10 protein-coding genes and 1 pseudogene are annotated in these 12416 nt (G+C 74.5%); 5 read left to right on the top strand and 6 right to left on the bottom strand.

All coding sequences use genetic code 11. The features are described 5' to 3' along the window. Positions 1 to 317 (bottom strand): annotated as a pseudogene (locus tag ABZX11_RS21280) (fasciclin domain-containing protein); the annotation flags it as partial. Positions 318 to 428: 111 nt separating this feature from the next. Next, positions 429 to 2009 carry a molybdopterin-dependent oxidoreductase gene (locus ABZX11_RS21275; RefSeq protein ID WP_254897328.1) on the bottom strand — a complete coding sequence of 527 codons (1581 nt, stop codon included), beginning with the start codon at positions 2007 to 2009 and terminating at the stop codon, positions 429 to 431. A gap of 246 nt (positions 2010 to 2255) precedes the next feature. Here ABZX11_RS21275 and ABZX11_RS21270 point away from each other — a divergent pair, with 246 nt between their 5' ends. Further along, a complete protein-coding gene (locus ABZX11_RS21270) occupies positions 2256 to 2969 on the top strand; it encodes an anti-sigma factor (RefSeq protein WP_354915338.1) in 714 nt (237 codons plus the stop codon). An 81-nt stretch (positions 2970 to 3050) separates the two neighbouring features. Here ABZX11_RS21270 and ABZX11_RS21265 read toward each other — a convergent pair whose 3' ends face one another. After that, positions 3051 to 4001, bottom strand: coding sequence for a LysR family transcriptional regulator (locus ABZX11_RS21265; protein ID WP_354915335.1), 951 nt, complete (start codon positions 3999 to 4001; stop codon positions 3051 to 3053). A 76-nt stretch (positions 4002 to 4077) separates the two neighbouring features. Here ABZX11_RS21265 and ABZX11_RS21260 point away from each other — a divergent pair, with 76 nt between their 5' ends. From ABZX11_RS21260 to ABZX11_RS21250, 3 genes are all read left to right on the top strand, one after another. After that, entirely contained in the window at positions 4078 to 4923 is an 846-nt protein-coding gene (locus ABZX11_RS21260; RefSeq protein WP_176176972.1) for an alpha/beta fold hydrolase, read from the top strand. Next, the gene (locus ABZX11_RS21255; protein ID WP_354915331.1) at positions 4920 to 6284 is read left to right on the top strand and encodes an MFS transporter; all 1365 of its coding nucleotides are present in this window, start codon (positions 4920 to 4922) and stop codon (positions 6282 to 6284) included. The genes ABZX11_RS21260 and ABZX11_RS21255 overlap by 4 nt, the downstream gene beginning before the upstream one ends. A 161-nt stretch (positions 6285 to 6445) precedes the next feature. Next, complete coding sequence (locus ABZX11_RS21250) at positions 6446 to 6934, top strand: carbonic anhydrase (protein WP_354915328.1); 489 nt, start codon at positions 6446 to 6448, stop codon at positions 6932 to 6934. Between the two features lie 242 nt (positions 6935 to 7176). On the opposite strand, the gene ABZX11_RS21245 is transcribed toward ABZX11_RS21250, so the two are convergent. The 3 genes from ABZX11_RS21245 to ABZX11_RS21235 form a co-directional block, all read right to left on the bottom strand. Then, positions 7177 to 8853, bottom strand: a complete 1677-nt coding sequence (locus tag ABZX11_RS21245) for a SulP family inorganic anion transporter (protein ID WP_354915325.1) — start codon at positions 8851 to 8853, stop codon at positions 7177 to 7179. Next, positions 8850 to 9260, bottom strand: a complete 411-nt coding sequence (locus ABZX11_RS21240) for a metalloregulator ArsR/SmtB family transcription factor (RefSeq protein WP_176176994.1) — start codon at positions 9258 to 9260, stop codon at positions 8850 to 8852. Before ABZX11_RS21240 ends, ABZX11_RS21245 begins: the two co-directional genes overlap by 4 nt. Positions 9261 to 9349: 89 nt before the next feature. After that, positions 9350 to 11260 carry an AfsR/SARP family transcriptional regulator gene (locus ABZX11_RS21235; protein ID WP_354915322.1) on the bottom strand — a complete coding sequence of 637 codons (1911 nt, stop codon included), beginning with the start codon at positions 11258 to 11260 and terminating at the stop codon, positions 9350 to 9352. A gap of 112 nt (positions 11261 to 11372) precedes the next feature. On the opposite strand from ABZX11_RS21235, the gene ABZX11_RS21230 reads away from it, so the two are divergent. Next, entirely contained in the window at positions 11373 to 12251 is an 879-nt protein-coding gene (locus tag ABZX11_RS21230; protein WP_354915319.1) for an alpha/beta hydrolase, read from the top strand. Positions 12252 to 12416: the final 165 nt, after the last annotated feature.

Genomic DNA, 12416 nt, shown 5'->3' with positions numbered 1-12416 from the left:
TTGACCGCGGCCACCAGCTTGGTCAGCAGCGGGTTGGTCGAGGCGGCCGAGGCGACCGGCTGCGGGCCCATCGAGTCCAGCGAGCCGGGCGCGGACCCCTGCGGCAGCTGCGAACACGCCGGGCCGAAGACATCGGCGTTGGTGGTCACGCCGTTGGCGCTGCCGGACGCCATGCTCGAGGACGGGGCCGCCATCGAGGACGACGGGGCGGGGGCGCTGGAGCTGCCCGAGGAAGCGGTGTCGCTGCTGCCGCACGCGGTGAGGGTGAGCGCGGCGGCCGCGGTCAGGCCGATTCCGGCAATACGAAGGTTACGCACGAGAATTCACTCCAATGGATTGCGCGGCTGAGGCGGTGGTTTTCATCCGCCCCTGTTATCGGGTATTCGCGACCCGGCGGGAACCGGATTGGTGGATCGGGAAGAAAATTTTCAGGCTGCGGTGAAGGTGACGTTGTGCCACCCTGTCGCGCCGTCGGGCACGGTGCCCGCCCGCTGGTCGGTCTGGGTGTAGCCGGACTTGTCGGTGGCGCGGCAGAACACCTGGTGCACCCCGGCCGGGATGTCGACCTCGGCCCACCACATCCGCCACGTGTTCAGGTTGACCTCCTGCGACAGCGTGGTCTCCTGCCACGGGCCCTGATCGACGCGGACCTCGACCTTCTCGATGCCCGTGTGCTGCGCCCACGCCACCCCGGCCACGCGCACCTTCCCCGGCCGGACGTTCGCGAAGCCCCGGTGGGAGTCGATGCGCGATTCGGTTTTGATCGGTGCTTCCCGGCTCCAGCCGCGTTTGAGCCAGTACGCCTGGCGCGCGGCCCACGTCGTGACTTCGATGTCCACGACCCATTTCGTCGCCGAGACGTAGCCGAAAAGCCCGGGGGTGACCAGCCGGGCCGGAAAACCGTGTTCCAGCGGCAGTGGTTCGCCGTTCATCCCGATCGCGAGCATCGCGCCGCGGCCGCGATCCTGCGCCGCGGCGACCGGGGTGCCCGAGGTCCAGCCATCGACGCTGGTGCAGAACAGCTGCTCGGCGCCGGGTTTCACGCCGGCTTCGGCGAGCAGGTCGGCGAGGTCGACGCCGATGAAGTTCGACGTCGACACGTAGTCGCCGCCGACCTCGTTGGACACGCACGTCATCGTGACCGTGCGCTCGACCAGTGGCCGGTTGCGGATATCGCCGTAGCTGTAGCGGATTTCCCGGTCGACCATGCCGTGCAGGCGCAGGCTCCAGTCCTCGGTGCGCACCTGCGGCACCGACAGCGCGGTGTCGACGCGGTAGAACTTGCCGTTCGGCGTCAGGAAGGGCGGCGTGCCCAGCTTGGCGAAGTCCGCGTCGGCCGGGATCGTCGGCGCGGTGCGCGCCGGGATCAGCTTGCCCACCGCGTCGCGGGACGCGGTGGCGTCGCGCGACGAGCTGATCAGCTGCCCGCCCAGGCCCGCCGCGCCGGCGCCGGCGACCACACCGGCGCCGCCGAGCAGGAACGCCCGCCGTGACGTCCCGGACTTCTCGCCGGAGTCCGGTTCCCGCCACACGCGCGGCGCGATCCGGTGCAGCAGCAGGAACACGGCGATGCCGACGACCAGGCTGGCGATCGGCGCGAGCAGCGCCTCCGCGCCCAGATCGGGCCGTTCGAACACGGCGAAGGCGCCGACGAGCCCGAACAGGGCGATGATCACCGTCCCGGGCACCGGCGACCGGCGCGACAGGACGCCCGCGAGCGCGGCGACGCCGACCATGACCACGGCCATGCCGCCCAGCAGCACGAGCTTGTCGTAGGTGCCGAACGTGCGGACGGCGAAGTCCTTCAGCTCGACCGGGGTGAGGTCGATGGCGCCGTTGCCCACCGCGAGGTAGGGCGAGGCGTTGACGCTGATGAACCCGGCCACCAGGTGCCCGGCCGCGAGCGCGGCGGCCAGGGCGAGGACGCCGGTGAACGCGGCGGCGAAGAACCGCAGCCGGGCACGCGGCGGTGCGGCCGGTGTTTCCGGGTCGAGCTGGGTGACGGTCATACCGGCCATTCGGGGCGGCGCGGCCGGCGGCTTGGTCGTGCTGCCCCCGTCACACCGGATCGGGTGCCGCGCACGATCCATTGTGGACTGCCAGTGTCCCCCGTGCGGGTGACCGGCGGGGTTTCTCGGCACCACACCAAGCCGCACGGGCCGTCCGGGACGAATGCCTCGTGACACACCGCCTTCCAGGGCCGCACCACCCGGGAGGCTTCCGATCCGCTCGCGTGACGCGCTGGGAGTGCCCCGATGACCACCGCCGACGCCCACCTCCTCGCCGGCGCGTACGCCCTCGACGCGCTCGACGACCTCGAGCGGGCCGCGTTCACCCGGCACCTGGGGCAGTGCCCGTCCTGCGCCGAAGAAGTCGCCGGCTTCCGCGAGACCGCGGCCCTGCTGGGCACCGCCGTCGCGGTCGGTCCGGACGAGAGCTTCCGCCGCCGGGTGCTCGCCGCGGTCGCGCAAACGCGGCAGCTGCCTCCCCGCGTCGCCGAGCCGACCTCTCCGGTGCGACGCAGCCCGTGGCGCAAGCGGGCACTGATCGGGATCGCGTCCGTCGCCGCCGCGGCCGCGGTGCTCGCCGGCGGGATCAGCATCGGGCTGGACCAGTCGGTCCCGGGCCGCCCGGTCCCGGTGGCCGACGGCGCGGTGACGTCCGCACCCGACGTGACCACGCTCCGCACGGCCGCGGCCGGCGGCGGCTCGGTCACGGCCACGGTTTCCCGGCGGCTGGGCAAGGTCCTGGTGGCCGCGCAGGCGTTGCCGCGGCTGGATGCGGGCCAGGCGTACGAGGTGTGGCTGACCGGGCCGGGAGCGCCCCGCTCGGCGGGGTTGATCCACCCGGAGGGGACCGTCGAAACCGTATTGCCCGCCGGGGTCGACGGGGTCGCGGTGACGGTGGAGCCTGCGACCGGATCGCTGCAGCCGACCACCCCGTCGATCGCGAACCTCGCGATCGGCTGAGTCGAAGGAAAGCTCGCCCGGCTGCGTCGGTCGGCTGAGCCGAGGCGAAGGTTCCCCGGCTGCGTCGATCAGCGGCGGTGACTACTGCTTGACCGACCGGGCTTCTCTGCGGGCGAGGACGTCGTCGAGGCGGGAGCCGACTTCCGCGCAGTTGGCGCGGACGACGTCCAGGAACGCCGCGAGCACCGGGGAGTCGTCGGCCGCGCGGAAGGACAGCTGCAGGTCCGGGAGGCGGACCTGCGGGGCGATGTCGCAGAAGCGGACGTCCTTGCGGCCGGCCAGCCGCATCCGGGCCGGGCCGAGGCCGACACCCACGTCGCACGCCGCCAGGCCGATGATCGTGTGGATGTCCCGTGACATCGTGGCGGCGTCGAGCGCGGCCGCGCCCGCGCCGAACTCCTCGCGCAGGCGGGCGGCCACGGCGGGTTCCTGGGTGGGCGCCGACATGATCAGCCGCTCGGCCGCGAGCTGCTCCAGCCGGATCTCTGCGCGGCCGGCGAAGGGATGGGCCGCACTGACCACGGCGACCAGGTGGTCGGCGCCGATCGGGACGGTCACCAGGCCATCCACGCCCGCCCCGCGCGGCGCGCCGCGGCCGACCGCGACGTCGAGCTCGCCCGCGACCAGGGCGGCCGTCCCCTCCGGGCTGCTCATCTCCCGCAGGTCGAGCCGGACGTCCGGCCGGGCCCTGCGGAACCGGCCCAGCACGCCGGGCAGCGGATCGAGCAACGCCGAGCCGATGAACCCCATGCGCAGCTGCCCCGTCTCGCCGCGGGCCGCGCGGCCGGCTTCGACCGCGGCGGCCGACATCTCGCACAGCGCGCGCCGGGCCCTGGCCAGGAACGCGGTGCCGGCCGCGGTCGGGAACACCCCGCGGGGCGTGCGGTCGAACAGCCGCTCGCCGACCTCGCGCTCGACGGCCGCGATCTGCGTGGACAGCGGCGGCTGGGCGATGCCGAGGGACGCGGCCGCGCGGCCGAAGTGCTGGTGCTCCGCCAGCGCCAGTGCGTAGCGGAGATGACGGGACTCCATACGTTCAGGATATCGCCCGAGGGTGATTCAGCTATGAAACTGGATAGCGGGTCCGGGGCGCGGTGGAGTGGGCGTCATGAACGACATCACCGCCTGCGTGTTCGTCCACGGTGCCTGGCACTCCTCGCTGCACTGGGCCGCCACCCAGCGGGCACTGGCCGCCCAGGGCGTCGCCGGCGTCGCGGTGGACCTGCCCGGGCACGGCGTCACCGCGCCGCTGCCGACCGGCTACCTGCGGCCCGGGCAGCCCGGGCTGGCGACCGAACCCTCCGCGCTCGCCGGGCTCACCACCGAGGTGCTCACCGACGCGCTGGTCACCGAGCTCGCCGAGGTGCGCCGCCGGTTCGCCCGCGTCGTCCTCGTCGCGCACAGCGCGGGCGGCGGCCCGGCTTCGGCCGCGGTCGAACGCCACCCGGACCTGGTCGACCACCTCGTCTACCTGTCGGCGTTCGTCCCCGCCGGGCGGCCGAGCTTCGGGCAGTACGTGACGGACCCGGTCAACGCCGGCGCGGCGCACGCGCCCTGGACCGGCGACGCGGATGTCCTCGGCGCCTTCCGGATCAACCCGCTCTCACCCGATCCCGCCGAGGTCGAGGCGATCCGGCGGGCGTTCCTGTCCGACTGGCCTGCGGACCGGCCCGGCTGGCGGCTGACGCTGCACCCCGACGAGCCGGTGGCGTCGCTGGCCGGGGCGTACCCGGTGACCGCCGGGCGGTGGGGCCGGGTGCCGCGCAGCTACGTCCGGCTGACCGAAGACCGGGCGCTGCCGCCCGCCACGCAGGACCTGATGATCGCCGAGGCCGACCGCCTGACGCCCGAGCACCCGTTCGCGGTGCACTCCCTGCCCGGCGGCCACTCGCCGTTCCTGACCCGGCCGGCCGAGCTCGCCGAACTCCTCGGCCGGATCGCGAAGCAGGCATGAGGCCCGCCGCTCAGGCCGTGCTGCTGTCGGGCACGTTCGTCCAGCTGATGAGCGTCACGGTCATGCAGCTGGCGGTGCCGCGCATCCGCCACGACCTGGCCGCCGGCTCGGGCGCGGGGCAGCTCGCGCTGGTCGGGTACACGCTGACCTACGCCTGCTCGCTGATCACCGCGGCCCGGCTCGGCGACCGGTTCGGCTACCGGCGGGTGTTCGTCGCCGGCACGGTCGTGTTCACGCTGGCGTCGCTCGCCGCGGCCGCCGCGCCGGACGCCGGGACGCTCGTGGTCGCCCGGCTGGTGCAGGGGGCAGGCAGCGGCCTGGTCGCGCCGCAGATCCTGTCGCTGATCCAGACCGCGGTGCCGCCGCAGCGGCGGGCCGCGGTGCTGGGCCGCTACGGGGCGACGATGGCCGTGGCGTCGCTGGCCGGCCCGCTGTGCTGCGGCGTGCTGCTGCACTTCGACCCGTTCGGGCTGGGGTGGCGGCTGGCGCTGGCCCTGCCGGTGCCGGTCGGGATCGCTTCGCTGGTCCTGGTCCGGATCCTGCCCGACGGCCGGGGACCGGCGGGCGCGAGCCGGGTGGATCCGGCCGGGGCCGCGCTGTCGCTGACCGGGCTGATCCTGCTCGTGCTGCCGCTGACCCTCGGGCAGGACGCGGGCTGGCCGGCCTGGACGTGGGCGAGCCTGGCGCTGGGGCTGGGCCTGCTCGCCGCGTTCGCCGTGTCCCAGCGGCGGGTGCGGGATCCGCTGGTGCGCCCGGAAGCGCTGACCGCGGCGACGACCCGGTGGGGCATCGGGGCGGTGCTGCTGTTCAACGCCGGGATCCCGTCGTTCAGCCTGCTGCTTTCCCTGCACCTGCAGGGCGCGCTGCACCGCGATCCGCTGGTCACGGCGGTGACCGTCGCGCCGTACGCGGTCGGCGCCCTGCTGGGCAGCGCGGTCGCGGAAGCCGCGGCCCGCCGGTTCGGTGCCGCGGCCCTGGCGGCCGCGTCCGGGGGACTGGCGGTGGTGTCCCTGCTCGTGGTCCCGGCGCTGGCCGGGCCGGCCCCGGTCCTGTGGACGGTGCTGGGTGCCGGCGGCTTCGCGTTCGGGGTCTTCACCGCATCGGCGTTTTCGCTGGTGCTGCACCGGGTTCCGGGGCACGTGGCCAGTTCCGTGTCGGGATTGCTGCCCACTTCGCAGCAGTTGGGCGGCACGCTGGGGGTGGCGCTGGCGGGGGTGGTCTACGCCGCCGGCGCGATGGGCTCGGCGATGGTCTACGAGGCGGTCGTGTTCCTCCTCGCGGCGGCGGCCACGGCCCGACTGCGCCGTCCGAAGCCTGCAGACGGAGATGTCAGGGAGCTCGCGGAGACGAAGAGCTGCTGAGCGAGGCGAAGGGCCGCAGCTCGTTTTCGAAGCACTGCACCGCACGGATTGGCCCGGTCGCCCGATCGGGCTAACCCCTGCCCAGTTCCTGGGCGCATTTGCGCCCGGCCGCCGTCAGCGATCGACTCGGCACATCCTGTTCCGCCGAGAAGGGAACGCCCATGTCGGTCACCGACGAACTGCTGGCCAACAACGCCGCCTACGCCGCGAACTTCAGCGGGCCGCTTCCGCTCCCGCCCGCCAAGCACGTCGCCGTGCTCGCGTGCATGGACGCGCGCATCAACGTCTACGGCGTCCTCGGCCTCAACGAAGGCGAAGCCCACGTCATCCGCAACGCCGGTGGCGTCGTGACCGAGGACGAGATCCGCTCACTGGCCATCAGCCAGCGCCTGCTCGGAACGGAGGAGATCATCCTCATCCACCACACGGACTGCGGCATGCTCACCTTCACCGACGACGACTTCAAGAGGTCCATCCAGGAGGAGGTCGGCGTCAAGCCGGCGTGGGCGGCCGAAGCCTTCGGCGACCTCGACGACGACGTCCGCCAGTCGATCGCCCGCATCAAGAACAGCCCGTTCATCCCGAAGAAGGACTCCGTGCGGGGGTTCGTGTTCGACGTCGCCACCGGGAAGCTGAACGAAGTGAGCTGAACCGGCCGCCCGCCCACCCGGATCGGAACCGGCACCAGCCGTCCGGTCCGGCTGGTGGCCACCGGCCGCCTTCCCGTGCTGCCGGGGAACTGCTCACCGCGTAATGCCCGTGTGGCCCAGCGAGTACCGGCCCGGCTGCGGCCAGACGCACAACCCGTGCGGCTCGTTCCCGGCGGGGATCTTCGCCAGCAGCGCACCATGGGCGACGGAAGCCTCGGGAAGACCCGACCGAAGCCACCTGGTCACACGTCGGCCGCGGAATTCGCCAGGTCGGCTCGGGGAGGCCGGGCCGATGCGGCGCTCACCCGCGCGCGGGCCTCGGCGACCGCGTCGTCGAGGCTGGTGAACAGCCTGCTGCCGGTGCGGAGGGCGCCCGTGGTGGTCAGCAGGTGCTTGTGGTGGGCCTGGATTCCCTTCAGCAGCACCGTGACGCCTCGCGCCTCCAGTTCCCCGATGGTCTCGCCCAGTGCTTTCGCGCCGGTCGCGTCGAGCAGGTGCAGGCGGGAGAACCGCAGGATGACGACGAGGACGTCGTCGGCCGCGGCCGCGAGCTCGGTCATGATCCGTTCCGAAGCGCCCCAGAACACCGCGCCTTCGAACCGCAGCACCGCGATGTGCTCGTCGCCGTCGGCGGCCGGGCCGGGCAGCGGGTCGCGGCCGGCGCGTGCGGCGCGGGCGAGGTGGCGCAGCGCGAAGAACGCGGCGGCCAGCAAGCCGATCTCCACCGCGAGGATGAGGTCGGCCGCGACGGTGACGAGCGCGGTCACGGCGAAGGTAGCCGCGCTCGACCGGCTCGCCCGGACGACTTCGCGGATCGTGGCGAGCGGCACCATGCGCAGGCTCGTGACCAGCAGGACACCGGCGAGGGCTGACAGGGGGATCCGCGAGACGAGCCCGGTGGCGGCGTAGATCACCGCGAGGATCACCAGCGCGTGGACGACGGAGGCGAGCCGCGTGCGCGCCCCGGAGCGGACGTTGACCGCGGTGCGGGCGATCGCGCCGGTCGCGGGCATCCCGCCGAACAGGCCGACGGCGATCGAGGCGAGACCTTGGCCGACGAGCTCGCGGTCCGGGCGGGTGGGCCCGACCGGCGGGCCGCCCCGGGTCATCGTCGCGGCCACCCGGGCCGACAGCAGGGATTCGATGGCGGCCAGCGCGGCCACGGCGACGACCGCCCCGGCGAGGTCGTGGGCCACGCCGAGGTCGAAGTGCGGCAGCGTGGGGGAGAGGCTGCCGGGCAGCGTCCCGATGCGTGGCACCGGGGCGTGCGCGACTTCGGCGGCGACCGTCACCACGATCACCGCCACCAGGGACGCCGGAATGCCGCGGTGCAGCTTCGGCAGCGCGAGCATGATCACCGCCACGACGGCGACCGTGGCCACCGTCCAGCCCACCGCACCACCGGCGTTCGCGACGGCGGATACCGCGCCCAGCAGGGGATTCCGCCCCGGCGGCGCGGTCGTCCCGACGGCGGCGGGGATCTGCTGGAGGAAGATGATGCAGGCGATGCCGAGGGTGAAGCCTTCGACGACCGGCCAGGGCAGGTAGCCGACCAGCCTGCCCAGCCGCGCCGCGCCCGCGGCGAGCACGACCACGCCGCCCAGGATCGACACGAGCGCCACGGACGCCGTCCCGTGGGCGGCCACGATCGGTGCCAGGACGACGGCCATCGCTCCGGTCGGGCCGGAGACCTGGACCGGGGAGCCGCCGAAGACCGCGGCCACGATCCCGGCCACCACGGCGGTGACGAGCCCGGCGGCCGCGCCGGCCCCCGAGCTGATGCCGAAGGCCAGCGCCAGCGGCAGGGCCACGACGCCGACGGTGACACCGGCGAGGAGGTCCGCACGCAGGACCGGCAGCCGCAGGTCGTAGTCGGCCCGGCCGGGCAGCAGTTCCCGGACGGCCGCGAGGCGGCTCACGCGTCGGCCGCGATCGCGTCGAGGATGGCCTGCGGGCTGGCTCCGGGCAGGGGCGGCAGTTCCTGGGCGGTCCGGAGCCGGTCGGAATCCGGGGTCAGGCTGGAGAGCAGGAAGGCCCGCGCCACGACGAGGAGCTCCGCGACGAGCGGCTGGGCAAGCCAGTACTCGACGGCGTTGCCCGTGCGGGTGGAGACGACGACGCCGCTGCGGCGGAGCACCGCGAGGTGCTGGGACAGGTGGGACGCTTCGCAGTCGGTCACCTCGAGCAGCCGGGTGACCGGCGTGCCCTCGTCGCCGGCCGCGGCCAGCACCTCCAGCACCTGGATGCGGATCGGGTGGGCCAGGCATTTGAACAGGTCGGCCTTGATCCGGTAGAGCGGCTCGGTCGTGCGGGATCGGGCGGGCATGGGCACCTCCTGGATTGATGACTCTATCAATCCGTCAATCCGCGGACGACGCAGCCCTGCCCCCCGGTGGCCGAGCTACTGTTCGAGGCTCATTTCCTCGCGGCGGCGTCGGTCAGGTACCGCGCCACCGGTCCCAGAGTCAGCATCCCGCTCGCCGCGCCGGCGTGTTCCCCCGCGGCGTCGCGCAGGCTTTCCGCGGCGGCGGCCGCGATCCCGCGCTCGCCGAGACGGACCGCGGCGTCTGCGGTCAGGCACCACATCGCCTCCTGCAGGTGGTCGCGCGGTGGTTCGGGTGCGGCCGCGAGGGCGGCGCGGGCCTCGTCCCGCCTGCCTTGGGCGAGCGACACGTGAGGCTGCGTCCACGGGCGGTACGGCCCCCAGTCGAGGTGCGGGTCGGTGGGCGCGGCCCGGCCGTGCAGCAGGCGCAACCCCAGCAGCGCCAAGGGGAACAGGCCGCGGTGCAGTCCCGGCATGCCCGCCGTCCGGAGGGCGTCCTCGGCGGCGCGGTACTGCGCCGCGGCCGTCGCGGGGGACGGGCCGCCGGGTTCCGTGCTGCGAGCGGCCGTCGCCCGGGCCCGGAACCACGCGACGAGCACCGCGACCAACGGCGACTCGGCGGTGGCGGCGAGCTGTTCGGCTGCGGCCGCGTGCGCCTCCGCGGTGTCGAGGTCGCCGAGGGCCGAGGCGGACTGCAGCCGGACGAGCCTGCCGAGCACCGCGAAGGCCGGCAGGTCGTGCCGCGTCGCCACGTCGAGGATCTCGGCGCCCGTCCGGTCGCGGACGGCCGCCAGTCCGGGGCGGGAAAAGGACTGCAGGAAGACGCCGTTGAGCGCGAACGCCAGCAGCGCGGGATCACCGATGCCGCGGGCCAGTGCTTCGGCCTCGCCCGCGGCTCGCCGCGCGCGGTCCCGCTCGGCGGCGGTGAGGTCGCCGCTGCGGCTCTCGACGGCGACGGTCGCCAGGAGGCGGGCTCGCAGGTCGGGCGGACTGCCGGGCCCGAGCGCGGCGAGCGTGCGCTCGGCCGCCGCCACGACGGCGCGCGACTGCCCGAGGTCGTCGGCCCGGCTCCAGATCGCGGGCACGTCGTAGGCACCGATGATCCGGGCCGTCAGCACGAGGTCGCCGGTGCGTTCGGCGGCCTCGATCGCGGCCAGCCGGTCGCGCCGCGAGTGGACGAGGGCGTCGCCGCCCGCCAGTGCGAGGGTGCGGGCCAGGTCCACCGTGGTGCGCGGGCCGAACCGGGCACCGGAGGCGGGCCACGCGGTCCCGGTGCCGTTCAGGATTTCGGTCTCCAGCCGCTGCAGGCCGGCGCCGGGGTCGAGCCCGAGCTGGTCGACGAGCATCGCGCGGGCGCGGCGGAGGGTCGCCAGCGCGTCGGCCTGCCGCCCGGCCCGGTGCAACGCGCGGGCCAGCAGGCCCCACGCCGGCTCGCGCCACGGGTGTTCCGCGACGTGGGCACCCAGCTCGGCGACGAGGTCGCCGCCCTCGCCCGCGTCGAGGAGGACGCGGGCGCGCAGCTCCACGGCCGTCAGCCTCAGCTCCTCCAGCCGGGTTCGCTCGCGCTGGGCCCACGCGGAGTCCGGCACGTCGGCGTAGGCGGTTCCCCGCCAGGCCGCCAGCGCCGCGCTGAGGTCGGTCACGGCGCCGGGAGCCCGCCGGGTCCGGTCCAGGGCGTCCTCGAACCGGTGGACGTCGACGTCCTCCCGCGGCAGGCGCAGGGCGTAGCCGGGTCCTTCGGTCACGATCACCCGGGGCGGCGTGCGCGGCGCCCGGCCGGGCTCGAGCGCGCGGCGCAGGGCGGTGACGAACGTGCGCAACGCGCCCACCGCGCGGGCGGGGGGATCGGGCCACAGGTCGCCGACCAGCGTGTCGGTGGTGACCAGCCGCCCCTCGGCCGCGACGAGCCGGGCGAGCACTTCGCGATGGCGCGGCCCGCCCAGGTCCACCGGGCTCCCGTCGTCGCGCACCGCCCGCACGGCGCCCAGCACGTCGATTCGCATGGCCCCATCTTCGCCGGTCGGGTGCCGGCCACGCCCGTCGTGCTGATCGGTTGCTGATCGGCGGCGGCCACGCTGGCCGGGTCGGGTTCCCCAGCAGAAAGACGCACCTCCCATGACTCTCCCCAGCCACGGCTTCGACCACGTCCGCCTGTCCGGCGCCGGCGGCGTGGAACTGGCGGCCGCCGTCGGCGGCAGCGGCGACCCGGTCGTGCTGCTGCACGGCTTCCCGCAGACCCACCTGATGTGGCGGCACGTCGCCGAGCGCCTCGCCGGCGAGCACACGGTGATCTGCCCCGACCTGCGCGGCTACGGCGCCAGCGACAAGCCGGCGGCCGACGACCGGAGCGTGTACGCCAAGCGCACGATGGCCGAAGACGTCGTGAAGCTGGCGGCGGCGCTCGGCCACGAGCGCTTCGCCCTCGTCGGCCACGACCGGGGTGCCCTGGTCGCCTTCCGGGCGGGCCTTGACCACCCGGAGTCCGTCACCCACCTGGGCATCCTCGACGTGGTGCCGACGCTCGACATGTGGAACGTCCTCCACGGCGTCCCGGCGGCGGTCGGCTACCACCTGTTCCTCATGGCCCAGCCGCCCGGCCTGCCCGAGACGATGATCGCGAACAGCGCGGACGCGTTCTTCGGCTCGTTCCTCGACGCGTGGGCCAACGACCCGGCCGCGATCCCGGCCGAGGTGCGCGCGGAGTACCTGCGGGCGAGCGCGGCGGCGGTCCCGTCGATCGTCGCGGACTACCGGGCCTCGGCGGACATCGACGTCGAACACGACCAGGCCGACCTCGACGCGGGCTCCCAGCTGGCCATGCCGGTGACGGTGGTCCAGCAGGACTGGGGAGCCCAGCTGGGCTACGACGCGGCCGCGGTGTGGAAGGCGTGGGCGCCGGACCTGGACCACCGGCTGACCCGGGCGGGGCACTTCATGGCCGAGGAGGCCCCCGGCGAGATCGCGGCCGCGATCCGGGACCTGCTGGCCCGCTGAGCGGCTCGGCAAGAAGCTCGAGCACGGCGCGAGTCGCCGGGTGAGGGTCGTCGCCACCAGCGGCCGGTGGCGACGACCATGACCAGGCGCGGCTCTCCTGTACCGCCGGGCGCGTCCGCGGACCACGACTCCGCCTGCCGAGATCGGCCGGGGCACCGGGTGGCG

The organism is Amycolatopsis sp. NPDC004169, from assembly GCF_040610315.1.
In the GTDB taxonomy this organism is placed as follows: domain Bacteria; phylum Actinomycetota; class Actinomycetes; order Mycobacteriales; family Pseudonocardiaceae; genus Amycolatopsis.
This window is presented reverse-complemented; position numbering and strand designations above follow the sequence as displayed.